General features: G+C 50.5%; 26 protein-coding genes. 7 read left to right on the plus strand and 19 right to left on the minus strand.

The genetic code is table 11. From position 1 onward, the window contains the following. Nucleotides 1–84: 84 nt before the first annotated feature. From JRI46_01780 to JRI46_01820, 9 genes are all read right to left on the minus strand, one after another. Complete coding sequence (locus JRI46_01780; GenBank protein MBW2038316.1) at nt 85–705, minus strand: DUF2249 domain-containing protein; 621 nt, start codon at nt 703–705, stop codon at nt 85–87. A gap of 13 nt (nt 706–718) precedes the next feature. After that, nucleotides 719–1,918 carry an FprA family A-type flavoprotein gene (locus tag JRI46_01785; GenBank protein MBW2038317.1) on the minus strand — a complete coding sequence of 400 codons (1,200 nt, stop codon included), beginning with the start codon at nt 1,916–1,918 and terminating at the stop codon, nt 719–721. 96 nt (nt 1,919–2,014) lie between these two features. Beyond that, nucleotides 2,015–2,176, minus strand: a complete 162-nt coding sequence (locus JRI46_01790; GenBank protein ID MBW2038318.1) for a rubredoxin — start codon at nt 2,174–2,176, stop codon at nt 2,015–2,017. After that, a complete protein-coding gene (locus tag JRI46_01795) occupies nt 2,173–2,697 on the minus strand; it encodes a flavin reductase (protein MBW2038319.1) in 525 nt (174 codons plus the stop codon). The genes JRI46_01790 and JRI46_01795 overlap by 4 nt, the downstream gene beginning before the upstream one ends. A 60-nt stretch (nt 2,698–2,757) precedes the next feature. Next, the gene (locus JRI46_01800) at nt 2,758–3,462 is read right to left on the minus strand and encodes a peroxiredoxin (GenBank protein ID MBW2038320.1); all 705 of its coding nucleotides are present in this window, start codon (nt 3,460–3,462) and stop codon (nt 2,758–2,760) included. Nucleotides 3,463–3,534: 72 nt separating this feature from the next. Continuing rightward, nucleotides 3,535–4,110 (minus strand): rubrerythrin family protein, encoded by a 576-nt coding sequence (locus JRI46_01805; GenBank protein MBW2038321.1) that lies wholly within the window; start codon nt 4,108–4,110, stop codon nt 3,535–3,537. Between the two features lie 15 nt (nt 4,111–4,125). After that, nucleotides 4,126–4,905, minus strand: a complete 780-nt coding sequence (gene mutM, locus JRI46_01810; GenBank protein ID MBW2038322.1) for a bifunctional DNA-formamidopyrimidine glycosylase/DNA-(apurinic or apyrimidinic site) lyase — start codon at nt 4,903–4,905, stop codon at nt 4,126–4,128. After that, the gene (locus JRI46_01815; protein MBW2038323.1) at nt 4,889–5,323 is read right to left on the minus strand and encodes a transcriptional repressor; all 435 of its coding nucleotides are present in this window, start codon (nt 5,321–5,323) and stop codon (nt 4,889–4,891) included. Before JRI46_01815 ends, mutM begins: the two co-directional genes overlap by 17 nt. Nucleotides 5,324–5,556: 233 nt before the next feature. Next, the gene (locus tag JRI46_01820) at nt 5,557–6,537 is read right to left on the minus strand and encodes a lysophospholipid acyltransferase family protein (GenBank protein ID MBW2038324.1); all 981 of its coding nucleotides are present in this window, start codon (nt 6,535–6,537) and stop codon (nt 5,557–5,559) included. 418 nt (nt 6,538–6,955) lie between these two features. On the opposite strand from JRI46_01820, the gene JRI46_01825 reads away from it, so the two are divergent. The 4 genes from JRI46_01825 to JRI46_01840 all read left to right on the plus strand — a co-directional run bounded on the left by JRI46_01825 (nt 6,956) and on the right by JRI46_01840 (nt 9,883). After that, nucleotides 6,956–7,369 (plus strand): GNAT family N-acetyltransferase, encoded by a 414-nt coding sequence (locus JRI46_01825; protein MBW2038325.1) that lies wholly within the window; start codon nt 6,956–6,958, stop codon nt 7,367–7,369. Next, a complete protein-coding gene (locus tag JRI46_01830) occupies nt 7,356–7,520 on the plus strand; it encodes a hypothetical protein (protein ID MBW2038326.1) in 165 nt (54 codons plus the stop codon). The genes JRI46_01825 and JRI46_01830 overlap by 14 nt, the downstream gene beginning before the upstream one ends. Beyond that, nucleotides 7,517–9,412: an ATP-dependent DNA helicase gene (locus JRI46_01835; protein ID MBW2038327.1), complete on the plus strand. Its 1,896-nt coding sequence runs from the start codon at nt 7,517–7,519 to the stop codon at nt 9,410–9,412. The genes JRI46_01830 and JRI46_01835 overlap by 4 nt, the downstream gene beginning before the upstream one ends. 183 nt (nt 9,413–9,595) lie before the next feature. After that, nucleotides 9,596–9,883 (plus strand): hypothetical protein, encoded by a 288-nt coding sequence (locus tag JRI46_01840; GenBank protein ID MBW2038328.1) that lies wholly within the window; start codon nt 9,596–9,598, stop codon nt 9,881–9,883. A 602-nt stretch (nt 9,884–10,485) separates the two neighbouring features. Here JRI46_01840 and JRI46_01845 read toward each other — a convergent pair. From JRI46_01845 to bioB, 7 genes are all read right to left on the minus strand, one after another. Next, nucleotides 10,486–10,890 (minus strand): hypothetical protein, encoded by a 405-nt coding sequence (locus JRI46_01845; protein MBW2038329.1) that lies wholly within the window; start codon nt 10,888–10,890, stop codon nt 10,486–10,488. Nucleotides 10,891–11,232: 342 nt separating this feature from the next. Continuing rightward, a complete protein-coding gene (locus JRI46_01850; protein MBW2038330.1) occupies nt 11,233–12,000 on the minus strand; it encodes a GTP cyclohydrolase I FolE2 in 768 nt (255 codons plus the stop codon). Further along, nucleotides 11,997–12,374: a 6-carboxytetrahydropterin synthase QueD gene (gene queD, locus JRI46_01855; GenBank protein ID MBW2038331.1), complete on the minus strand. Its 378-nt coding sequence runs from the start codon at nt 12,372–12,374 to the stop codon at nt 11,997–11,999. The genes JRI46_01850 and queD overlap by 4 nt, the downstream gene beginning before the upstream one ends. Nucleotides 12,375–12,442: 68 nt before the next feature. Beyond that, nucleotides 12,443–13,282 carry an amidohydrolase family protein gene (locus tag JRI46_01860; GenBank protein ID MBW2038332.1) on the minus strand — a complete coding sequence of 280 codons (840 nt, stop codon included), beginning with the start codon at nt 13,280–13,282 and terminating at the stop codon, nt 12,443–12,445. Continuing rightward, nucleotides 13,279–14,640 (minus strand): adenosylmethionine--8-amino-7-oxononanoate transaminase, encoded by a 1,362-nt coding sequence (bioA, locus tag JRI46_01865; GenBank protein ID MBW2038333.1) that lies wholly within the window; start codon nt 14,638–14,640, stop codon nt 13,279–13,281. The genes JRI46_01860 and bioA overlap by 4 nt, the downstream gene beginning before the upstream one ends. 8 nt (nt 14,641–14,648) lie before the next feature. After that, nucleotides 14,649–15,821 (minus strand): 8-amino-7-oxononanoate synthase, encoded by a 1,173-nt coding sequence (gene bioF, locus JRI46_01870; GenBank protein ID MBW2038334.1) that lies wholly within the window; start codon nt 15,819–15,821, stop codon nt 14,649–14,651. After that, nucleotides 15,814–16,794 (minus strand): biotin synthase BioB, encoded by a 981-nt coding sequence (gene bioB / locus JRI46_01875; protein ID MBW2038335.1) that lies wholly within the window; start codon nt 16,792–16,794, stop codon nt 15,814–15,816. The genes bioF and bioB overlap by 8 nt, the downstream gene beginning before the upstream one ends. 259 nt (nt 16,795–17,053) lie before the next feature. On the opposite strand from bioB, the gene lexA reads away from it, so the two are divergent. From lexA to JRI46_01890, 3 genes are all read left to right on the plus strand, one after another. Continuing rightward, on the plus strand, nt 17,054–17,671 hold the full coding sequence (lexA, locus tag JRI46_01880; protein MBW2038336.1) for a transcriptional repressor LexA: 618 nt from the start codon (nt 17,054–17,056) through the stop codon (nt 17,669–17,671). A 237-nt stretch (nt 17,672–17,908) separates the two neighbouring features. Continuing rightward, a complete protein-coding gene (locus JRI46_01885; protein ID MBW2038337.1) occupies nt 17,909–18,331 on the plus strand; it encodes a hypothetical protein in 423 nt (140 codons plus the stop codon). An 11-nt stretch (nt 18,332–18,342) separates the two neighbouring features. After that, complete coding sequence (locus JRI46_01890; protein ID MBW2038338.1) at nt 18,343–19,077, plus strand: hypothetical protein; 735 nt, start codon at nt 18,343–18,345, stop codon at nt 19,075–19,077. Between the two features lie 332 nt (nt 19,078–19,409). On the opposite strand, the gene JRI46_01895 is transcribed toward JRI46_01890, so the two are convergent. Genes JRI46_01895 through JRI46_01905 form a run of 3 tightly spaced genes read right to left on the minus strand, consistent with a single transcriptional unit; the run spans nt 19,410 to nt 23,010 of the window. After that, complete coding sequence (locus JRI46_01895; GenBank protein ID MBW2038339.1) at nt 19,410–20,624, minus strand: divergent polysaccharide deacetylase family protein; 1,215 nt, start codon at nt 20,622–20,624, stop codon at nt 19,410–19,412. A gap of 6 nt (nt 20,625–20,630) precedes the next feature. Beyond that, nucleotides 20,631–21,845, minus strand: coding sequence for a S41 family peptidase (locus tag JRI46_01900; GenBank protein ID MBW2038340.1), 1,215 nt, complete (start codon nt 21,843–21,845; stop codon nt 20,631–20,633). Between the two features lie 16 nt (nt 21,846–21,861). Continuing rightward, nucleotides 21,862–23,010 carry a peptidoglycan DD-metalloendopeptidase family protein gene (locus tag JRI46_01905; GenBank protein ID MBW2038341.1) on the minus strand — a complete coding sequence of 383 codons (1,149 nt, stop codon included), beginning with the start codon at nt 23,008–23,010 and terminating at the stop codon, nt 21,862–21,864. Nucleotides 23,011–23,012: the final 2 nt, after the last annotated feature.

Genomic DNA, 23,012 nt, shown 5'->3' on the forward strand with positions numbered 1-23,012 from the left:
AGATAGTCCCGTAACATAGTGATATATAAGAAAAATTTAATCTCCTAGTGTAACTGGAAATTTTTGTGCTTATATTTCAACTACTTACAAAAGACTTGTCAAACTTGGGATATATGCGCCAAATAGTGGCGAAGGCCCAATCTCTGAGGCGAAGGTGCCGACTCCCTGGTTCCAGACAAACATGGAAAAGATCTCATCCAGTTCCGCTACAGTAACACCAGCGGCATACCCTTTTACCAGTTCTCTCGTCGCTTGGCGGTATCGCCCTCCCCCAACACCGTTTGCCAAAGACAGCAGGTACCTTGTTTTCTGATCAATGGCGGGGGCTTCCCTCTCCCATATCAATTTCCAAAATGGGACAATGATATTTGCCAGTTCATTGTCAATCTCTTTAAAATTCAGCATAGCCGTCGGCTTCAGCGGAACATCCATTCCTCCTGGAAGGATTGATTCCTTATGCTCAGTTCTATAAAAATATACCCGATATTCGTTGTCTGAGATCTTTTCAGTCAAATGTTCAAAGCCCAAATCAGCCAGGGCAGAATACAGCGGAATGGGCTCGAAGCTCTGAATTACACATATTCCTTCACCAACAGAAAGGGTTCCCGCCTTCTTGAGGACCATTGGCAGGAAATTGCCCGTCAGCTTTCTCACATCTATGACCTCAAAGGATTCTTTCTTCTTTTCCCACTCTTTCCTATCCATCTTTTCACCTCCCTTATCCCTCACTTTTAATGATATTGTATTCCTTATGCTTGTTTAATATTTCATCTGCCAGGCTGTCCAATGCCTTGAAATCCTCTTCTTTAGGAAGGCCTTTTACAACGATGGGATCAAACAACTCTACCTTTAAATTTGAAGTTATCCCCTTAATTTGTTCCACCATCCTGCTACCCCAGCCATATGATCCAATAATCGATGCGAATTTCAGCTTTGGTCTCAGGGCATTGGCAAGATAGACCGCATAAACCACATTTGGATGTGGGCCAACTAAGACCGTGGGTGATGCTATTACTATTGTTGCCGCATCTACCAGGGCCATGGCCAGTTCTCCAATGTCGGTCTTTGTCAGATTGAAGGGCTTAACAGTGATAGCTCTTTCGATCAAAGCGTCCATCAGATAATCGACCATCCTCTTTGTGCTCTCATGCATTGAGACATAAGGTATAACCACTTCATTCTTTACCTCATCAGAGACCCAATCTCTATAAGCACTTAGGATGAATTCCGGCCTGTTATAGGTCGGCCCATGACTCGGCACAATTATCTCTATATCCAGATCCTTTATCCTCTCCAAGTTCTTCTTGATGGTTGTCCTGAACGGCATCATGATCTCTGCATAGTATCTCTTGGCTGCCTCATATACAGTGGCCTCATCGGTTACAAACAGACCGCTGGTGGCCAGATGGGAACCAAGAAAATCACACGTAAAAAGTACTTTGTCTTCCCTTAAATATGTGAACATCGTCTCTGGCCAGTGGACCCAGGGCGCATGAATGAACTCCAGGGTTTTGTCCCCTAATGACAGAGTCTCTCCATCTTCCACCGTTATAAACTTGTCCTCAGGGATTAAAAGCAAATCCATGAGCATAACCTTACATTTTTTTGTGCAGACAACTTTGGCAGGAGGATACATATCCAGTATCTGCGGCAATGACCCTGAATGGTCTTGCTCGGCGTGATTGACGATGACATAATTAATATCCTTGACCTCAAGCTGGTGGAGATTCTTCGTCAGCACTTCCGTCATCGTTGGGTCCACCGTATCTATCAGCGCTGTCCTTTCTCCCCCCCTCACCAAATAGGCATTATAGCTTGTTCCATCGGGCAGGGGTATGAGTTCATCAAATAACCTCCTATCCCAGTCAACTGCACCGACTGAGTAAATATTTGGTTTTAATTGTCTTGGAACACCCATTTTGTTCCTCCTTCTTATTCCTTTGTCTTATTCTCTCCGCAATCTTCAATGCCGAACTCCCAGTATTCCTTCATCTCCCTCCTCCTACGTATGGTCTTATTCCTCAAGTTCGAAATCGTCCTTGCTCGCCCCACACAACGGACATACCCAATCGTCAGGAAGCTCCTCAAAGGGGGTACCAGAGGCGATTCCATTGTCCGGATCCCCCTCCTCGGGATCATAGATATACCCGCATACCGTGCATCTATATTTCTTCATTGTTTCTCCTCCTTTTTTGTCTCCACATAAGTAGGGGCCGTCTTGGGCGTGGTCCCCCTCTTCACCAGGTGGTAATAGGCGTAGCTCATAGGCTCCCCCTCCTTGAAGACCTGACCATCTACCACTTCCCCGATGAAGATCGTGTGGGTTCCTGCGTCAAGGTCCTTTACCACCTTGCATTCCAGATAGCCCACGGTGTGCTCCTGAAGGACCGGGCAGCCGTTCTTGCCCAGGCGGTAGGAGACGCCATCGAATTTGTCCACCTTCCTACCCGACTTGAACCCGAACTTCCCGATGAGGTTCAAAGGGGCCTCCTGCGAGAGGACTGAGACGGCAAGCACACGGCTTTCCTTGATGAATTCATGGGTGAGATTCTCCTTATTGATCCCCAAGGCAAACTGCGGAGGGTCTGATGTAACCTGCATTACTGCGTTGGCCGTCTGGGCGTTGATGCGTTCTCCCTTTCTGGAACTCACGATGTAAACGCCGTAGCTGATCTTGCGTAAGATCTTGGTGTCCATGGCCTCCTCCTTTTTTATGTCCATAGCGCTCATGTCTTCCCCACCAAATCAATCCCTCTCTTAGAAGGCCATCTCTGGCTTCCAGATCTTCCATACCTTGCCTGCGAGGTCGGGACCGGGCTTTAAAGTTACCTTGCCTGGCTGCCAGCCAGAAGGAGTGGCCTCGCCTGTTGCACGGACATGTTGGAACGCGTTTACCTGCCGGATCAGCTCCGCCACATTGCGACCGACAGGAGGAGTCAAAACCTCCATCGCCTGAATCACACCATCAGGGTCGATCAGAAAGCGACCCCGGATATCAACGCCTGCATCTTCGTCATAGACCCCGTAAACCCTGCCGATGCGCCCGCCGACATCTGAAAGCATCGGATAGGGCACACCACCAGGCACCATCTTGGATAGCTCTTCCTCCTGCCATATCTTATGGGTGAAACGGCTATCAACGCTCATCGCTAAAACCTGCACATCCAGCGACTTGAGTTCCTCGTATTTGACGGCAACTGCCGTCAGCTCGGTGGGTCAAACAAAGGTAAAATCACCAGGGTAGAAGCACAGAACCACCCATTTGCCTTTATAGTCTGATAGCTTGATGTTCTTAAAGCCACCACCTACAAAGGCGCTCGCTTCAAAATCTGGAGCTGGTTTGCCAACTTGAGCGATCATCTTAGGTCCCTCCTTTTGAATTTGTGTTGGTACAGATGCCTCAGCTTCCGGCAAGATTGGTCCTCGTGCCGGTTCCACACATTGATCTTTTGCTTCAGCCATAGTATCCCTCCTTCCTTCTTATTTATATTTCTGGTCCTGTATTGGTAGCTTTTTCAAGAATGCTATACATTTCTACCAATTTTCCGCCAGTAGTTCGAAGTAGGCCTGTGGATGATCGCAAGCAGGGCACCTGTCCGGGGCCTCCTTCCCCTCGTGGATGTAGCCACAGTTGCGACATCGCCACTTCACCACATTATCTTTGCGGAAGACCTTTCCCTCCTGGACGTTCCGCAAAAGGCCCAGATAGCGGCGTTCGTGCTGCCTTTCTGCGACGGCTATGGCCTTGAAGACCTCGGCGATCTCGGCAAATCCTTCCTCCTCAGCCACCTGTGCAAAAGAAGGGTACATCTGGGTCCACTCATAATTCTCTCCCGCAGCGGCCGCCCTCAAGTTTTCCTCAGTAGAACCGATCACCCCGGCGGGGAAGGAAGCCGCAATCTCCACCTCCCCCCCTCCGAGAAACTTGAAGAGCCTTTCGGCGTGCTCCTTCTCGTTGTCGGCGGTCTCGGCAAAAATTGCGGCGATCTGTTCAAAACCTTCCTTTCTCGCCTGGGAGGCGAAGTAGGTATAGCGGTTGCGTGCCTGGGATTCCCCGGCAAAGGCCGTAAGAAGATTTTTCTCCGTCCTTGTCCCTTTTAGATCCTTCATTTCAAACCTCCTTCTTTATTTTTGACAGGAGGGACAGAAATAGGTCCCTCTGCCATTTAATTTCTGTCGCTGAATCTCCCCTCCACATTCAAAACACCCCTCTCCCCCCCGACCGTAGACTAGTAGATGGTTCTGATACTCCCCCTCTCTGCCAAAGAGGTCATGCCAGTCGGAGATGGTGGTTCCACGACAGGCGATGGCCTTTTTGAGGATAGTCCCTGTGATTCCCCCAATCTTCTCCCATTCAGCCAGAGAAAGATCGCAGGCCTTCCGCCAGGGGCTTATGTGTGCTTGGTGGAGGATCTCACAGGCATAGATGTTGCCGACGCCAGCTATATGGCGTTGATCCATGAGGAATGATTTTACGGGGAGGCGGCTTTTTTGAGAGATTCCCCACAGGTGGGATGGGTCGAAATCCTCAAGCAGGTCGCTCCCCTCAAAAGGGGATCTATCTTCCTTTCGAACTGACAAGGTTGCAAAGCGCCGGGGATCTATGAGGAAGATCCTTCCTTTGGGGAAGGAGACAACAAAACGTGCATATTGGGGTGGCAGCCCATCACCGTTCTGCCAAAGGAGCCTGCCTGTCATACGCAAGTGCAGTAGAAGGATGCGACCGTCATCAAGTTGTATCTCTAGCTGTTTACCGCGGCGGTTTACCGATCGAACCGTGCGTCCCTCAAGACCCGTGACGTTTATCAGGTTCGAATCGAGGGCCTGGGTCTCCAATATCTCGGCACCCAAAACCACCTGGCGTAGTTGGTCGCAGAGGGTCTCTAGCTCAGGCAGCTCCGGCATCTCCCCCCTCCTTGAGACATTCTGAGCATATGCCGATGATGTAGGGCCTTAACTCCTCTACCTTATGACCGTCCACCCTCTCTCTTTCTGCAATAGGGCATCCCTTCACCTCTACGTCATATACCTGACCACATCGACGACAGAGGAAGTGGTGATGGGGTTCGATCCTGTAGTCGTAACGGACCTTATCCCGTTCGATGGTTATCTCCTGAATAAGCCCTTGTTGTTTAAATAGTTCAAGGGTATTGTAGACCGTGGCTCGAGAGATGGCGGGATAAACCCCCCTTAAGGATTGGTAGATCTCTTCGACCGTGGGATGGAGTTTATTGCCCTGGAGAAACTCTAAGATAGCGTATCTCTGGATGGTCAGCAGGATTCCCTTCTCCTTGAGCCTGGCGATCTTTTCCTCTATGGTCATTATTCTCCCTTATACTAATTATATACAAAAATCATTCTTTGTCAAGAATTAATCTAAACTTTTATTTATTACAAATTTTTAATGTATAAATCTTAGATCTTCTACAATTTAGTTGGTGGTGTTGAAAGGATTCAAGGGATTAATCAGCTATCAGCTATGAACTATTGTAGCAACTTTTTTGGAGAAGAACCTAACCCTGCATATATATTATCCCTTTGGAACTTATGGAGATGTTACGGATGGGAGGTCTCCCCTTCCTCTAAGAAGGTCTTTCTCCTCGTCTTAGTCCGGATGCGCCTCTTGCTGATCCAATGCCACTGGCCAGGGTATTTCCTGATATAGGATTCTATAACCTGAGTGATCTGTGCCGTGATGGTGAAGATATCCCTTTCCTCATCACCGCTCAGCTCCACCTTGAGGGGGGTGCCGATGATGACCTTATGCCCTCCATCTCTCTGACTTAGGATGAAGATGGGAAGGATGGGGGCTCCGGTCTTCAGGTGATAGATGGCCGGACCCACGGGCATGGCCATGACGCGTCCGAGGAACTCTACCAGTACCCCCCCTCTCTTCTGGTTCTGATCGGAGATAAATCCCACAACCTCCCCCTGGCGCAGAGAACGCAGGATCTCTCTCTGACACCTCAAGGGGGGGTCGAGGTGGATGGCGCGCACCCCCACCTTTTTCCTCATCCACCGAAGGATCTGGGCAAAGCCAGGGTGGGCTGGCTCTTTTACGATTATGGAGAAGGGAAAGCCGCTGGCATTCAACTTCCCACACAGGAGGATGAAGTTGCCCAGGTGGGCACTGACGGCAATCACCCCTTTGCCCAGGGCCAAGGTCTCCTCGAGGTTTTCCCTCCCCTCCAATCCTATCTTTGGGTCGAACTTCTCTTTATAAAATGGGACGCAGTACATGGTCTCCACGAAGCCCCTGATCATGTGGCGAAGGCTCTCCTGGGAGATGCGCCTCTTCTCTTCCGGGGTCAAGGAGTCCTGAAAGGAGAGGGTGAGGTTGTCCAGCATCTTCTTCCTGTACTGCCCGGCCAGGCGCCAGCCGATCCTCCCCCCCATTTCTCCCAACAGGAACAGGGCCCACCTCAAAGGGAAGAAGTGGGTGAAGAGAAAAAGGGTCCTCAAGGACCAGCAGGCGAGCTGGTAGCGGACCTCCCACCACAACCTTTTCCATCCCCTTTTCTTTCTTCTTTTCATCATGATCCTATGATCTACTGGAAACCCTGCCTCCCTGAAATCTTTTACTACAAAGGGAGCAATCTTAAAATCACCCTCTACTTATTAGAAATATGTGCATCTTTCCCTAAGAGGCCTTTAAAGCCCTCGCAGAAATAGACCGAGATGATCCAAAACGATCTTTCGTAACATTTAGGTTCCATAGACCACCTTTGCGGTGAAGATATCACGGTAAGAGGAGACGTTCAAGGTTTTTTCGGCTCTCAGGGAGCACAACTTGACTTTCCATCCCCCTTCTGTTAGATTGGCGGCTTAAAAAATAGGCTCACGTCTTTCATCCTACACAATGCAGGGAACTCGCCTATTAAATGACAAATTTGGAAACCCCCTTCTCATCTGTCAGTATAACGATGAGAAGGGGGACTACCTTCTTTTAAAAGAGATGTACGATCGGTTTGAGCCCAAACAGTGGACCCAGGGCCTCCCCCCTCGCTCTGATGAGAGGAGGGAAGAGTGGTTGAGGTGTGTGCTACGAGACGGGATCAACATCCTGGCTATCATGGAGGGGCAGGCCATAGGACATGCCGCCCTGTTTGAGATGGAGCCCCGCAAGAGTTGTGAATATTTGGTCTTTGTCCATCAGGACTATCAGAATCGGGGCATCGGGATAGTGCTTACCCAGGTAATGAAGGAGCTGGCCGAAGAGATGGGTTACCGCCAGATTTGGGTTACGGTGGAGGTGATAAACTTCAAGGCCATCCATATATACGAAAAGTTGGGTTTTCGTCGGGTGGGACCGATGGAGATAGAATGTGAGATGGTGCTCTACTTAAAAGAGGATAATGAGGGTCCATAGGGGAAGCCCCTCTCGCCCCCTCCTTATCCTCGTCCGCGGCTTGGGCATGACCGAAAGGACTTGGACCGATCCCTATCAGGGAGATGCTTCCATCTTAATAGATCCAAAGGCCCGACAACTGGTTTTAGGAAAATTGGAGGAGCTTCCTTGAAAAGGCCTGCCATGAAAGATATCTTGGGAAGGAGAGGCTTGCTGGCCGAGGGGCTGCAGGTCTACGAGTTTAGGCCTCAACAGGTAGAGATGGCCGAGGCAATCTGGAGGTCCTTGACAGAGGGGGGAAATCTGATCGTGGAGGCAGGACCGGGGACAGGGAAGACCTTCGCCTATCTGGTTCCCGCCCTTTACAGTGGCCAGAAGGTGGTGGTCTCCACTGGGACCAAGAACCTGCAGGAGCAGATCTTCTTTAAAGATATTCCCCTCCTAAAGAAGCTCCTCCCGATAAAGTTCGAGGTTGCCTATATGAAGGGGAGGGAAAACTACCTCTGCTGGCGTCGGTTCAAGCTCTTTGAGCGACAGCCCCTCTTCAAGGTCATGGAGGAGGCCTCCTTCTTCGGAGAGGTGAAGAAGTGGGTATCCCGAACCCAAACTGGTGATCGCTCCGAGTTGGGGGGGATACCGGAGGACCTCTCCACCTGGGCGGATATATGCTGTAGCCGCGATCAGTGTCTCGGGACAGAGTGCCCCGATCATAAAAGGTGTTTCCTCACACGCATGCGCCAGGAGGCGGCAAAGGCCCAGCTGATCGTAGTCAACCATCACCTCTTTTTCGCCGATCTAGCCATCAGGGATGTGGGAGCAGAGGTGATCCCAAGGTACAAGAGGGTAATCTTCGATGAGGCCCACCAGTTGGAGGAGGTGATCACCAACTATTTTGGCCTAGCCGTCAGCAACTATCGGGTGGAGGAATTGGCCCGAGACGTGCATAGAGAGTTGGCAAAAGGGAGGAGGCCTGCGGCCGGGCTGCAGGGGGCAGTGGATGACCTTCTGGAGAAGGCGGCAGACCTCTTCTATCTCTTTCAAGGGGAGGAGAGGTATCGGTTTCAGGAGCTGGACCCGATGGTCTTGAGCCTCCTTTCGGACATTAAGAGGGGCCTCAGCGCCCTGGCAGAGATCCTGGGTAAGAGACATTGGAGGGAGGAAATCGCCTCTTTGATCCGCCGCACGCAGGAGTTGAGGGGAGACCTCGAGTTCATCCTCTCCATGGGGGACCCAGCCTATGTCTATTGGTGTGAGAACAGGGGGAGGGGTGTCTTCCTCAGGGCCTCACCCATCGATGTCTGGCCGGAGTTGAACAGGAGTTTGTACCCCCGGGTTGAGGCGATGGTCTTCACTTCCGCCACCCTCTCCACCCAGGGGGGATTCAATTACTTCAGAGAGAGGCTCGCCCTAGAGGAGACCGAGGAGCTCATCCTCCCCTCCCCCTTTGACTTTCAAAGGCAGGTGGTGATCTACCTGCCCGACGGGCTTCCACAACCCCACTCCCCTACCTTTCCCAAGGCGGCCGCCAAAGAGATCGAGTCCATCTTGGAGATCACCAAGGGGAGGGCCTTCGTGCTGTTCACCAGCTACAAGAACATGCGGGAGGTCTATAGGATCCTAAAGGGGAAATTGGCCTACCGCCTCCTGATCCAGGGGGAGGGACCTAAACATCTTCTCCTGGAGGAGTTTAAGGCGGATGTGAACTCGGTCCTTTTTGCCACCGGCAGTTTTTGGGAGGGGGTGGATGTGCCGGGGGAGGCCCTCAGCTGCGTCATCATCGACAAGCTCCCTTTCGACCCTCCCACCGAACCGGTGGTCCAAGCACGGATCGAGAGGATCGCCAGCCAGGGCGGGAACCCCTTTTATCAATATCAGGTCCCTACAGCCATCATCACCCTGAAGCAGGGCCTGGGAAGACTCATCAGGAGCAGAGAGGACCGGGGGGTCCTCTCCATCCTGGACAGTCGCCTCCTGACCAAGGGGTACGGAAAGGTCTTCCTCCAGAGCCTCCCCCCTGCCCCTCTGGTCCAGCAGCACGAGGAGATCAAGGGGGTGTTTGAGTAAAAGCATTCTCATCATTTTTTGGGAAGGGGGAGTAAGGCGGGCCTATTCTTTCTTGTAGCCCTTACTTCATTATGAAAGAGTAAAGATTCGACCACATTTTTCCCTCTCTGTGGCCATATTGGAGGTTGACAGGAAGTTTGAAAAGATTCAGGGTGATTAAATGATTAATTTTGTGAGACTGTCATGTTGGATGAACTGAAAATAGTTTTAGAGGATGTAAATAAGAAGTTCGACACCGTGATTGAGGCCTCCAATATGGTGAAGGAGAACCTTGACCAGTTCAGGGATGAAAACAGACAAGGGCATGAGGAACTCAAAAAGGACATCTTGGATCTGCAAGCCGATATGGTGACAGTGAAGAAAGACCTTAAGGACCTCAAGTCGGAAACTTCTTCCATCCGGCAGGACTTAAATGAGCATCGAACCAACACGGAACTTCACAACGTCAAAAGCAAAGAGAAGTTGGTCTGAAGTTTTATAGTGTCAAGAAAATAGAACCGTTCCCTTTTTCTCCCATTGATCATCGAGATGCTGTTCAGGCAGTCCCTTTACTGCTCAATTTTTCTCAATTCGCATAAGAATATTGACAGCCATTAGGGCGATTAAAGATCCGAGAATGGCAAGGAAGCCAAGCTTGGCAGAAATCATGAATGACAAGATAACCCCAGTAATGAAGATCAGCAGACCGCTTAATAACACCAAGGCGTTGTCGAGTATAGGGATTCTTTTCCATTTAACTTTTGATACCGAGGTGTTGTAGAAAACATGAAGCAACCTAAAGCTACCAAACCGATTTGTATAGAAGTAGAAAAGGCAAGGGATAACCCAACAATAAATAGTCCCCAATTCAGAATTTGTTCACCCCCAAAAAGCAAGTTTCTGGTAGTTGGACCAAAACGCTGCCACCACGGTGGACCACTGGAATGAAGAAATCCCCTCAGAAGGACAAAACCGATAAATGCTACAAAAATGCCTACCATGATTCTCATTTCACAAACATCCAACGTCGAGATCAGATGCCTGGGAAAAGCGGCAGCTTTTTCCAGGTCAGCTGGATTGACTTGTTAGCCTTTTTAAGTCATGGTTGTCATTTCAACAAGATTGTTCAAGTGTGATTCGACAAAATCCAATATCTCTATCAATCGACTTTCATCTACGAGTTCAAGCCCAAGGTGACTTGCAAGATAACAGAATGCAAAAGACATCTGGGGTATGTCGAAAAAATCGCCAGCTATTTCCTTTGTGGCAACATAACTAGATAAAGCAGCGTCGGTTGCTCTTTTCAAGTTCCTATTTGAGCTTTTGATACCTCTGAGTTTGAGGCATATAGGTGGACCCAAGCGGAAAAGATCCTTCGGCTCAATCTTTTCTCCTGCCAATTCACCAAATGGCAAAGTTTCAAGGGCGTCAATGTAAGCTCTTGCGATTTCCCCAAGCCAAGATTCAGGTGAGTCTGGAATTTTGTTCTTAGCTTTCATGATGCAAAGCTTTTTCGAAGGCTAACAATTAATATACGAAATTCCTGTTTGCTCTTGATACGAGTACACTATAGCACACGCTAAGAATGGTGAAAAGAAAAAATCCTTTAAAAATCAAGTTGTGAAGGGTATACGATGTCGTAATTTTCGGTAATATGGACTAAAAGCGCAATTCGTATAATATGGGAAATCTGTCCAATACAGCCAAAGTGACCCTGCCGGAGTTCCAGAAGTTTCTTCTGGAGCGGAAGCTTGTGCCGGCAAAGGGAAAATTAGAAAATTAGGGAACGTTCAAGGAATTATGTAATTCTGATATTTTTTATATAAAGCTGTGGTTGGATATTACTTCTCCACATAGGCGTAGGCGCTGTGGTTGTGGATGCTCTCGAAGTTCTCCGACTCCACGGAGAACCAGGTGATGTTGGGGTCGGCGGAGAGCTTTTTGGCAACCTCCCTCACTACGTCCTCCACAAACATGGGGTTTTCATAGGCCTTTTCAGTGACGTACTTCTCGTCGGGACGCTTGAGGATGGAGTATACGTCACAGCTGGCCGAGTCCTCCACTAGTTGGATGAGGTCCTCTATCCAGATGAATCTTTTGAAGCGGATGTTAACAGTGACGATACCCCTCTGATTGTGGGCCCCTTGATCGCTGATCTCCTTGGAACAGGGGCAGACAGTGGTGATAGGCACATCGATCCCCACATAGAAATCCTCTCCCTCCCCCTCATTGCTGCTGCCGCAGAAACGGCAGATGTATTCCATGAGCCCCCTGGCCTTGGTCACCGGGGCATCTTTCTCGATGAAGTAGGGGAACTCGACCTCCAGGTGGGCGGACTTGGCCTTCAGCTTTTTCTTCATCTCCTGGAGGATCTTGGTCAAGTTCTTGATGGCGATATCCCCCTTGTATTTATTGAGGATCTCGATGAATCGGCTCATATGGGTCCCCTTGAAATGGTGAGGGAGGTCCACATACATGTTGACGCTCGCCACTGTATGTTGCATCCCTTTGACCTTGTCCAGCACAGTGATGGGATAGCGGATATTCTTCACCCCAACCTTGTTTATCTCGACATGGCGGTAGTCTTGCTGGTTTTGGACGTCGATCATCTCTCCCCTCCCAAGTAAGAAGCCCCTGCTCCCTCCGACTCCCAGGCGGTGACCTTATAAGGACTCAGGCGGTAGGTACGCAAACTTTGTTCCAGGGCCTCATATATATAGCGGGCGATGTTCTCCGATGACGGCTCCTCTTTCTGGAAGGAGGGGAGGTCGTTGAGGTATTTGTGATCTAAGGTCTGAAGGATCCTTTCGGTCTCCTCCCTCAGGATGTTGAAGTCCAGGACCATCCCCCCCTTACCCAGAGAGTCGGCTCTCACAAAGACCTCCACCTGCCAGTTATGGCCGTGCAGGGCCTCACATTTGCCTTTGTAGTTCCTCAGGTTATGGGCCGCAGAAAACTGCGACCTGACTACCAACTCATACATTTGTGATCATTTTAACAATGGGGAGAGGGGATGTCAAACCTTTAGACCAGGCTGCCCAATATTAGAATTCAAAGGGATTGGCCCAAGAGCCTTTTGGCGTTCAGCCCCAAGATATCCTCTAGCTCCTGCTCGCCGAGGTCAGCCTCCCTCATCTCCCTCACATACCGCCGGGGGTGGATAAGGGGATAGTCTGAGCCGAACAAGATCCTTTTAGAACCTATGATGGAGATGGCGATCTTATAGACCCTTTTGTCGTAGATAAGGGGGGAGGCTGCCGTGTCGTAATATACCCCCTGGCAGATGGCGGCGATCTCCGGCATGAGCTCATAGAAGAAGAACCCCCCTCCCAGATGGGCCAGGACGACCTTCATCCCCTGCAGGGCATGCAACAGGTTCTGCATCTGGTGCAGCCTCACCTTCCCCTTCCCAGGATAGAAGTGACCCAAGGGCTCGTTATAGTGGATGAGCACAGGGAGACCCTTTTCCTTGATGGGCTCGAAGATGGCGGTAATGGCCTCTGCGTCCCATAGCTCCTCGCCATAGGTCCCCGGGGCAAGCTCCCCTATTCCCAGCGCCCCTGCTGCTGCGCACCTCTGAAGCTCTGAGATCCCCGCCTTCTGCTCCTTGGGGAGGGTGACAAAAGGGATGATCTTTTCGGGATACCTTTGGTGGCACTCCAGGAGATAGTCGTTTTCCCTTTGACAGAGATCCCCCCTTTGCCAGGGGAACCCGCAGGTCACCGATGCCTCTACCTTCTCCTCTTCCATGACCCGCAGGAGCTCCTCAACGCCGATCATCCCCGCCTTCTTGTCGGAGTAGATGAGGGAGAAGATGGGGTCTTCATTTGCCAACTGATCCCTATGGTCTCTGGCGTAACGGGAAAAGATATGGGTGTGAAAGTCTATCAACGTCCTTTCCCTTCTGATATCGTCTTTATGGATTGATAGATCACCTCCACGAGTTGTTCCAATTCCCCTTCGGTAATGCCCAGCGGAGGCATGATGACGATCACATCCCCCAGGGGGCGAATGATGGCACCCTTCTTTCTCGCCTCCAAGATCACCCTGATGCCTATTTCCTCCTGAGGGGGAAAAGGGGCCTTGGTCCCCTTGTCGGCCACCAGCTCTATGCCCACCATAAACCCCCTCTGTCTCACCTCACCCACAATGGGCAGGGCATTGAACTCCTCCAATCTCCAAGTAAGAAGTTCGATCTTGGGGGCAAGTCTCTCCAGGGTCTCATCTCTTTCGAAGACCTCCAGGTTGGCCAGGGCCGCAGCGCAGGCCAGGGGATTACCCGTATAGGTGTGCCCATGAAAGAAGGTCTTGAACTCGTGGTATTCCCCGAGAAAGGCCTGGTATATCTCTTCTGTGGTTAGGGTGGCGGCCAGAGGTAGGTAACCTCCGGTGATCCCCTTGGCCAGGACCATGAGGTCCGGCTTCACCCCCTCATGTTCACAGGCGAACATCTTTCCTGTCCTGCCGAAGCCCACAGCCACCTCGTCGGCGATCATCAAGACCCCATAGCGGGTGCAGAGCTCCCTCACCCTTTGGAGGAAGCCAGGGGGGTGGGTGATCATCCCCGCTGCCCCCTGGACCAGGGGCTCGATAATGAGGGCGGCGACCTCCTGGTGATGTCCTTCTAGAATATCCTCCAGGTCTCGCAGGCACTCCAGCCCGCACCCCGGCCAGGTGCGCCCCTGAGGGCAACGATAACAGTAAGGGGCCTCGGCCTGAAAGACGGGAAAGAGCAAGGGGCGGTAGGCCTGATGGAAGAGGTCGATCCCCCCCACGCTCACCGCCCCCAAGGTATCACCGTGGTAGGCGTTTTTAAAGGAAATAAACGTGGTCTTACCCTTATAGCCTCTATGTTGCCAGTATTGAAAGGCCACCTTCAGAGCGGCCTCATTGGCGGTGGAGCCGTTGTCGGAATAAAAGACCCTCTCCAAACCCTGAGGGGTGATCTCTACTAACTTCTTGGCCAGCTCTATGGCCGGGGGATTGGAGAGGCCCAAGAGGGTGGAGTGGGAGATCTTGCCCATCTGTTCGACGATGGCTTGATCTATCTCTTCCCTGCGGTGACCATGGATGATGACCCATAGGGAGGAGACCCCATCCAGATATCTCCTGCCGTAGATGTCGATAAGATAAGCCCCTTCACCCCGTTCGATGATCACCGGCTCCATCTCCTGATAATCCCTCATCTGGGTAAATGGGTGCCATATATACCTCTTGTCGTCTTGCTCTAATCTCCTGTGCCAGGACATGTCTCCTCCTAGATCAAACCGAGTTCTTTCCCTACCTCTTGGAAGCTGTCCAAGGCAAGATCGAGGTCCTCCCTGGTGTGGGTGGCCATAAGCGAGGCCCTCAATCTGGAGCTCTGCGACGGTACTGTGGGTGGCCTTATCCCCTGGGCGAATATCCCCCTCTCTATAAGCCGGCGATCTGCCTCCATGGTGAGGGCGTTGTCCCCTATGAGGATGGGTACTATGGGGGTCTCGCTCCCCAAGGTGTCAAACCCCATCTCTTTTAGCCCATTCGTAAAATAGTGGGTATTCTCCCAGAGCCTTTCCCTTCTCTGCGGTTCTGCCTCTACTATCTCCAGGGCCGCCAGGGCCATGGCCGCTATTGCTGGGGGCAGGGCCGTGGTGTACATAAAGGTACGGCAACGGTTGATGAGGTAATCAATCAGGACCCTGCTGCCGGACACATAGGCCCCGAATCCCCCCAGGGCCTTTCCCAAGGTCCCCATCTGGATCTCAACCTGACCCATCAGACCGAAATGTTCCGCTGTCCCCCGGCCCCCTTTGCCCAGGACCCCCATGGCATGGGCATCGTCCACCATGACCATGGCCCCATAACGATTGGCCAATTCCCTGATCTGAGGTAGGGGGGTGATATCACCCTCCATGCTGAAGACCCCGTCGATAACGATGAGCCTTCTGCGATGTGATGACATCTTCAGCAAGGTCTCCAGATGGTCCATGTCCCGATGGCGGTATACCCATACCTCGGCCTTGGAGAGACGACACCCATCGACGATGCTGGCGTGGTTGAGCTTATCGCTCAAGATCAGATCTTCTTCGCCGACCAATGTGGTGAGGAGACCTAGATTGGCCATATAGCCGTTGCTGAACAGCAGGGCTGCCTCACATCCCTTGAAGCGAGCCATCCTTTCCTCCAGCTCTTTGTGAAGCTCCATGGTACCCGATATGGACCTCGATGCCCCGGCGCCGCATCCATAGTGCTCCAGGGCTTGGATAGCCGCCTCCTTTAAGGCGGGGTGTTCGGCCAGACCCAGGTAGTTGTTAGAAGAGATGAGCACCACCTCCTTCCCCTCTATTTGCACCCTGGCCGACTGGGCTCCATGGATGAGTCTTAGCCGGCGGTACAGGTCCCGACCCTTGATCTCTTCCAGTGCCGTCGAGAGGAAAGTCAGGTTACCCATCGGCCACCTCCAACTCTAAGTCTTGGATCATCCGTAGGTCTGCTCGATGATCCCTCCCCCTGGTGGTTAGGTAGTTCCCGATCATGATCCCGTTGGCCCCTGCCCAGAAGACCAGGGGGTGGAGGTCACAGAGGCCGAATTCCCTCCCCCCACAGATCCGGATGTCCTTATCGGGGAGGATAAACCTGAAGAGGGCCACAGATTTTAAGATCTCCAAGGGGGGCAAGGGTTTGGTCCCCTCCAAGGGGGTCCCGGGGATAGGGTGGAGGAAGTTGAGGGCCACAGAGTCTACCCCAATCTCCTGTAAGGTAAAGGCAAGATCCAACCTCTGCTCTGCTGACTCCCCCAGGCCCAAGATCCCCCCACTGCATACCTCCAATCCGGCCTCTTTGGCCCATCTCAATGTATCTAGGTCCTCCTCATATCCATGGGTGGTGCAGATCTTGAGGAAAAAGGAGGAGGCCGTCTCCAGGTTATGGTGGTAACACCTGAGTCCGGCCTCCTTCAACTGGTGTGCCGCTTGTTGGGTGATGATTCCCAAGGAGGCACAGAGGACAAGCCCTGTCTCCTCCCTCATTAAACGAAGGGCCTGAACGACCTTCCCCATCTCTCCCCCCCCAGGGGATTTGCCGCTGGTGACGACGGAAAAACGCCTCGCCCCCATGTGCTCGGCCTCCTGGGCCTTCTGCAGGATCTGCCGAGGGTCCATTAGTGGATAGACCTCGATCTGGGTCTTGTGGTGGGCAGATTGGGCACAGAAGGCGCAATCCTCAGGGCAGCGTCCGGACTTGGCATTGACGATGGCGCAGAGTTTCACCCCATTTCCCTTGAAGTGGCCCCGGATGCGGCAGGCCCCATAAAGAAGGAGGGGTAGAAAGTTGTTTTCTATCCCCAGGAGGTCCTGGGCCGTGGGGGGGGTCAGCCCCTCTTCTTCTATGGCCTCCTGGACACATCTCTCGATGAATTCCTGCATGATGACACCTTGATTTTGATGGACACATAGCACAGGAGGAAGGGAGTTGTCAACCTAAATCACCATAGTGGTTTACCATTTGACTCCGCCTATGCAACTATCGACGTGTTTCTTAGGCGTCCCTTTGGGGACCCTGACCCCAAACCCTCACAAGAGGGAGTCCTTATTAGGGATTTAAATAAAAAAGTTCTTGACATGTCTATATATGTATAGTATACATTTGTAAAGGTGACAACTGTATAGTTTATAAGACAGAGATATGGAGACAATTACTGAGAAACAGAAAGAAGTCTACAATCTTATAGTAGAAAGCATTAAGAGATTGGGGTATCCTCCTTCCCTAAGAGAGATCGGGGCTGCGATGAAGATAACCCCTAATGCTGTTAGGGGGTACTTGGATGCCCTCGTAAAAAAGGGATATATTGAAAGAGATTCCATAGCTAGGGGTATCAGGGTAATAAAGCCCTTGGATAAAGAGACCTCAGTCAGCGGAAATGGAGATATAGTTACCTTACCCATTATCGGAAGAATCCAGGCAGGTCTGCCTATCTTAGCCATTGAAAACATTGAAGGGGAAGTATCCTTATCAAAAGATTTAAGGAAGGGGCTTGATGGATGCTTTCTCTTAAGGGTTCAGGGTGATAGTATGGTGGAGGATCATATCCTAGAAGGAGACCTTGCCATTGTGAAACCTCAGGAGACAGCAGAGAATGGGAAGATTGTTGTTGCCTTAGTCAATGATGAAGCTACCATAAAACGATTTTACAGAGAGAAAACCAGGATCAGGCTTCAACCTGCAAATCCTCTTTACGAGCCGATCTATGTGGAAAGAGATTTTAAGGTTCAGGGTAAAGTAATTGGTTTAATCAGGATATAAAAAGTAACAGACAATATGGATACATAGTATGCCTTATAATACATGGTGGGTTACCAGACCGAGAAGATATCTGAATCCTATCCCAGAGGCAATCAAAATTTTTGTCAATTATGTAGGTGAAGAATGGCTGACTGGCTCGGCAGTGCAATTGGATTTTGAAGATGAACTTGTGAAAGCAGGGCTAAAGGGCACAGGAGGCAAAAGAGACAAGAGAGGTAGTGGGGCAAGGAAGGCGTTATGGGTACAATAACCAAAAAAATAACAAAGTTTCAGATAAACTGTAGGGTTTGTCGAGATATTTTCCATGAAAAATTTTATAAGGAAATTCTCGGTTACCATCCAGAAGAATTGAATATTTATAATTTTGATGAAGAGACAGAGGAAATACTCTTTGTTATGAATTGGAAGGACTGCCTGGAGTGCTACCACTTTAAATGCCACATATGTCACAAACCACCTGTTGTCCTTAATGAATCTTTAACTTGGGTAGAAGAATTATCAAGTTGGTATTGTGATAATCATATTCCAAAAAGTAGTTCTGTCTTCAGAAACTATAGATGCAATAGGTGTGACAGAGAAGGAAATATGATTTGGGTAGAAAAAGAGGGTAAATGGTATTGTAAGCAGTGTATTCCTGTTGGGCTTTCAATATTTAGATGACGGAGTTTGTTATGCAAAGACGAAATGCCGGTCTTATGTGGGAAAATGCAATACTAACAGCAATTGAAAAATGTGGGGGTTCAGCCACGTTAAAAGAATTATATCAAACAATTCCTACAATTAAAAAAGTACCCATAGATAAGGATTGGAGAAAGATTATAAGGGCCTTCTTAAGACGCTTTGTAAGAATAAAAGGAAAGTTAAGAAGAACTGGACTTGGCATTTATAGTCTGAGCGACAGTAGGGTTATTCCGACAATTTATGAAGAAATTAAGAGTGGCAGAAGCGAAAAGGAAATCCTTAAAAATATTCCAGATGAAACAAGGCATGGTCAAATTGAAGGAATGTTGATAGGGTTAGGAAATATTTATAATTTTTCAACATATACTGCCGATCCAAACGAACTATTCAACGACAAAAGACTTTCAGCCCTAACGTCCTTAGACGAGCTTCCTGTGTTTTCTTCAAAAGAAGTAATAGATGTTGCAAAGGAGATAGATGTTATTTGGTTTAAAAAACGGGCATTGGCAATAGCCCCAAAACATACCTTTGATGTAGAGAAAAGCACTGATTTTACAAAGGCATTACATCGTGCTTATCAATTGCAAGACTTCAAGGTCAGTTTTTATTTTGTTGCACCAACTTTTAAAGAAAACCAATTCAACAAGAGAATAAACACAAACCCTTATCAATCGTTAAAAAATTCTTTCTTCTATCGAAGCTTCAAAGATGTAATAGCCCTCTAGAAATCAGCAGTCGAACATTATGAAAAAAGGGAAAGATTCATCGTCGAACCTTAATTATTACCTCACAAAGTCAAGGGGACTTACACCAAAACGTAATTATACAGCAGGGTTAATTGAAGTAGAATGGTTGATGGTTTTTAAAAAGATGGATTGATAGAAACTTTACTATTCCTTTAAGACTTCCACGTTCATGACTCAGGAAGAAGAAAGGAAATACCTTATTGGGGGTTTCAGGGGGCCTTGCCCCCTGAAGTAGACCTGAAACCACATAAGGGCCGAAATGGCACAGGGACTCAATTTACCGTACAGTATTTTCGCGGCAAAATGGTTGACTAATCCAAAATCTGGGAAAGGGGGACAATTTCCACCCCCTCTGCCTGTAGCTTGGGAATCACCTCCTTGAGGGCGGTGATGGTAGCGGGGTGGGGGTGGCATATCCCGATGGCCTTGCCGTGGGTCTGAGCGATTCGGATCAACCTTTTCAATTGGGCTTCGATATCCTTCACATTGGCTTCGTTGTCCAAGAAGAGGTCTCTTTTGCCCACCTTCAGGGCCATCTCTTGGGCGATCCGATAGCCCTTGCTCTTGGATGTGGTGAGGCTATCAAGAAAGAAGAGGTCTCTTTTTTTCAATTCTTGCAGCACCAACCTCACCTTTTCCCCATGTTCCATGAACCGAGAGCCCATATGGTTGTCTACCCCCCTGATGTAAGGGATCGCTTCTAGATCCTCTCTCAACTGGCGCAAGAGCTCTTTTTCGCCCATGGAGACAAAGAGGGCCCCTTCTCCTGGGTCCTTTAAAGGATATCCACGTGGCTCCATGGGCAGATGAAGGATGACCTCCCTGCCCTGGGCATGGGCCCTTTGGGCGATGCGGCGGGAAAAGGAACGCAAGGGTAAGATGGAGAAGGTCAGGGGGACATCCAGACGCAAAAACTCCTCGGCGGCCTTTTTGTCCAGCCCTAGATCGTCCACCACAATGACTATACGGTGCCGCAGAGGTATAGGTTTAGGTGGCTTCAATTTTGGGGGACGGAGGATCAGGTGGTGGGTCAAGAGGCCATCGGTCCTTAGCTCTATCCCCCAAGCGCCGTCCGGGGCCCTCGCCCTGGTTAGGGTGACCTCTGGGCAGACCTCCTTTATCTTCTGCACCAGCTGGGAGGTGAACTTTTCCGGCCCGGCCCCTTGGGGCAAAATTACCTCCCAGTAGGATAGGGTCCAGGCCTTTCCCTCCCTCCTTCGCGCTTCCCCCCACTTGTGGATATCGTTGCGGGGGATCTCCAACTGATAAAACTGGGCAAGCAGCACCTGATCCACCACCCTCACCCTCTGAGGGAAAGGGGTGGGGGGGGGTCTCAGGTGCAGATAATACAGGGTGATCCCCAGAACAGCCCCCATGCATAAAAGGACCACTAACCAGATGGGGATTTTTCTGCCCTTCTTTTTTTTTCTCGTAGAAGGGGACCTCTTTTTGACGGTGGACCTTCGACTGGTGCTTGCCTTAGGGGGAGTAGTTCTTCCCTTCCTGTTGCCCCTTTTGTCGGCCACTTCCGCTTATCTCACCGCAGAACCGAGGAATTTCTGAAAGATCCTCAGCCCCTTAAGGTGCTCCAAGGCCCTGTTCAATTGGTGATCTTCCTTGCGTTCCTTTTTTATCTCCCCGTGAGATACCTCCTTGGCCAGGGGGATATCTGGTTGGATCCCTTTATCTTGGATAGAACGATTGCTGGGGGTATAATAAAGGGCGGTGGTCAACCTAATGCCAGAGCTGTCTCCCAGAGGGATGATGGTCTGCACAGAGCCCTTGCCAAAGGTCTTGGTCCCCAAGATCACCGCCCGCCCATAATCCTGGAGGGCCCCGGCCACGATCTCCGAGGCGCTGGCACTGCCTTGGTTCACCAGGACGACTACTGGCCAAGGAGGTAAGGTCCCCTCCTTGTGGGCCTTAAAGACCATCTTCTCCGGGTCTCCTCGCCCCTTGATGGTGACGATCACCCCTTGGTCCAGAAAGAAATCTGCCACTTCCACCGCCTGATCCAGAAGACCTCCGGGGTTGTTCCTCAGATCCAGGATCATACCGTTTATCCCCTCTGGGTTTTCCTTTTTCAAGGCCTCCAGGGCCTTTCTGACATCAGCAGTGGTCTGTTCCTGAAACTGCAATATCCGGAGGTACCCATATCCCTTCTCCAAGGTCTTGAACTTTACACTCTTGATCTTGATGATATCCCTCATGATGGTGAAATCTTTGGGCTTAGTGAACCCCTCTCGCATAATGGTGATGGTAACCTGGGTCCCCTTGGGACCCCTCAGCCTCTTCACACACTCCATAAGGCTCAACCCCTTGGTCGAGTGCCCCTCTATCTTCAAGATCTTATCCCCTGCCTTAATCCCCGCCCGGTGGGCTGGGGTGTCCTCAATAGGGGCGATGACCGTCAGGATCCTATCCTTTACGGCGATCTCTATTCCCAACCCCCCAAAGCTCCCTTTTGTCTCCAATTGGAGTTCCCGGTACATATCAGGGGTGAGGTAGGCGGAGTGGGGATCGAGGCTGTTCAGCATCCCCTCTATCGCTCCACTGATGAGGTCTTCTGTCTTTACCTCCTCCACGTAGTTCTTCTTGACGATCTCCAAGACCTCGGTGAAGATCCTCAGCATTTCGTAGGTCTTGTTGGACAAGGCCGAGACCTTGTGGACATAGAGGCCACCTACAAGAAGGCCGAATACAAAGCAGAGGAGTATCAACCAACCTATCTTTTTGTTCTTGAACATATCTCCCTCCATTTCTTCATTTCTTCTTTGACCTCCCCTTGTGGGAGAAGGCCAGCCACTTTAAAGGATCCTCAGACCTGCCGTGGTGTCTGATCTCAAAATAGAGCATGGGGCCTTCTATGGATCCTGTGCTCCCCACCAAGGCCACCACCTCGCCCATCTTTACCTCCTCCCCCACCTTCTTCAGAAGGCGAGAGGCATGGGCAGAAATGGTGTAGTACCCATCTCCATGGTCGATGATCATCAGATTCCCATATCCCTTGAACCAAGAGGCATAGGCTACCTTACCGTTGAAGACCGCCTGTATCTCCGCTCCCTCCGGGGCCTTGATCCCTATTCCCTTTTTCCTTCCCTGCGGGGAAAAGGGGATTCCTCTAACAGGGGGGAGAAGCTTTCCCCGCAGGGCCTTAAAACCAGCCCCTTTTAAGGAGGCGGCCTTTAGCTTCAACTTTTCGATCAGGGAGCGCAGGTCCTTCTCACTTTCCTTCAACTCAGCAATGGCCTTCTGATAGGCCCGCCTTTCGGCCTTTACGGCGGCCAACATTTTGGACCTTTTCCGCTTTTCCCTCTCTATTTCCTTTTTTTTGGCCTCTATCTCCCTCTTTTTCCTCAGCAGGTCCCCCCTTTCCTGTATCAATTCCTTCTTTCTTCCTTCCCTCTCTCCGATGGCCCTCTGATATGCCTGCAGAAGTCGCAGATCACTCTCCACGATCAGGCGAAAGAGCTTATACCTTCTCAGGGCGTCGCTGTAACCCTCAGCAGAGAAGAGAACCCTCACCACACCCACCCGATGGAGTTTATACATGGCCCTCACCCTGGATGTAAATCTCTCTTCCAAGGCCGCCAGGAGTCTTTCCAATCTCGCTATCTCACCTTCATGTTGGGCCACCTTTTTCCCCAGCACCTTCATCTCTGTGTTCAGTTTTCTGAGCTCTCTCTTCTTACGATTCAGCCTGCGCCCGATCTCATCGAGGGCATCTGTGATCTTCCTTTCCTCCCACCACTTCTTACGGGCCTTCTTCTTCTTTTCTTGTAGCTGTTTTTGGACCTCCGTAAGATCTCCCTTTTTCTTCTGGATGGTCTTTTCCAGCTCCTTCACCCCTTTGCCCCAAGAAGGGCAGGAGAGGAGCACAGCGATGATGGGCACAAAAAGAAGGACCTTCATAC

This window comes from Deltaproteobacteria bacterium (genome assembly GCA_019308925.1).
GTDB lineage: Bacteria > Desulfobacterota > B13-G15 > B13-G15 > RBG-16-54-18 > JAFDHG01.

Excerpts from the sequence above, each read along its gene's own strand:
- JRI46_01840 (MBW2038328.1), top strand. The coding sequence starts at position 9,596 with ATGTTGGATGAACTGAAAATAGTTTTAGAGGATGTAAATAAGAAGTTC.
- JRI46_01890 (MBW2038338.1), top strand. The coding sequence starts at position 18,343 with ATGCAAAGACGAAATGCCGGTCTTATGTGGGAAAATGCAATACTAACA.
- JRI46_01795 (MBW2038319.1), bottom strand. The coding sequence starts at position 2,697 with ATGGACACCAAGATCTTACGCAAGATCAGCTACGGCGTTTACATCGTG.
- JRI46_01850 (MBW2038330.1), bottom strand. The coding sequence starts at position 12,000 with ATGATCGACGTCCAAAACCAGCAAGACTACCGCCATGTCGAGATAAAC.
- lexA (MBW2038336.1), top strand. The coding sequence starts at position 17,054 with ATGGAGACAATTACTGAGAAACAGAAAGAAGTCTACAATCTTATAGTA.
- mutM (MBW2038322.1), bottom strand. The coding sequence starts at position 4,905 with ATGCCGGAGCTGCCTGAGCTAGAGACCCTCTGCGACCAACTACGCCAG.
- JRI46_01825 (MBW2038325.1), top strand. The coding sequence starts at position 6,956 with ATGTACGATCGGTTTGAGCCCAAACAGTGGACCCAGGGCCTCCCCCCT.
- JRI46_01780 (MBW2038316.1), bottom strand. The coding sequence starts at position 705 with ATGGATAGGAAAGAGTGGGAAAAGAAGAAAGAATCCTTTGAGGTCATA.
- bioB (MBW2038335.1), bottom strand. The coding sequence starts at position 16,794 with ATGCAGGAATTCATCGAGAGATGTGTCCAGGAGGCCATAGAAGAAGAG.
- JRI46_01820 (MBW2038324.1), bottom strand. The coding sequence starts at position 6,537 with ATGATGAAAAGAAGAAAGAAAAGGGGATGGAAAAGGTTGTGGTGGGAG.
- bioA (MBW2038333.1), bottom strand. The coding sequence starts at position 14,640 with ATGTCCTGGCACAGGAGATTAGAGCAAGACGACAAGAGGTATATATGG.
- JRI46_01845 (MBW2038329.1), bottom strand. The coding sequence starts at position 10,890 with ATGAAAGCTAAGAACAAAATTCCAGACTCACCTGAATCTTGGCTTGGG.
- bioF (MBW2038334.1), bottom strand. The coding sequence starts at position 15,821 with ATGGGTAACCTGACTTTCCTCTCGACGGCACTGGAAGAGATCAAGGGT.
- JRI46_01785 (MBW2038317.1), bottom strand. The coding sequence starts at position 1,918 with ATGGGTGTTCCAAGACAATTAAAACCAAATATTTACTCAGTCGGTGCA.
- JRI46_01805 (MBW2038321.1), bottom strand. The coding sequence starts at position 4,110 with ATGAAGGATCTAAAAGGGACAAGGACGGAGAAAAATCTTCTTACGGCC.
- JRI46_01900 (MBW2038340.1), bottom strand. The coding sequence starts at position 21,845 with ATGTTCAAGAACAAAAAGATAGGTTGGTTGATACTCCTCTGCTTTGTA.
- JRI46_01815 (MBW2038323.1), bottom strand. The coding sequence starts at position 5,323 with ATGACCATAGAGGAAAAGATCGCCAGGCTCAAGGAGAAGGGAATCCTG.
- JRI46_01905 (MBW2038341.1), bottom strand. The coding sequence starts at position 23,010 with ATGAAGGTCCTTCTTTTTGTGCCCATCATCGCTGTGCTCCTCTCCTGC.
- JRI46_01830 (MBW2038326.1), top strand. The coding sequence starts at position 7,356 with ATGAGGGTCCATAGGGGAAGCCCCTCTCGCCCCCTCCTTATCCTCGTC.
- JRI46_01885 (MBW2038337.1), top strand. The coding sequence starts at position 17,909 with ATGGGTACAATAACCAAAAAAATAACAAAGTTTCAGATAAACTGTAGG.
- queD (MBW2038331.1), bottom strand. The coding sequence starts at position 12,374 with ATGTATGAGTTGGTAGTCAGGTCGCAGTTTTCTGCGGCCCATAACCTG.
- JRI46_01790 (MBW2038318.1), bottom strand. The coding sequence starts at position 2,176 with ATGAAGAAATATAGATGCACGGTATGCGGGTATATCTATGATCCCGAG.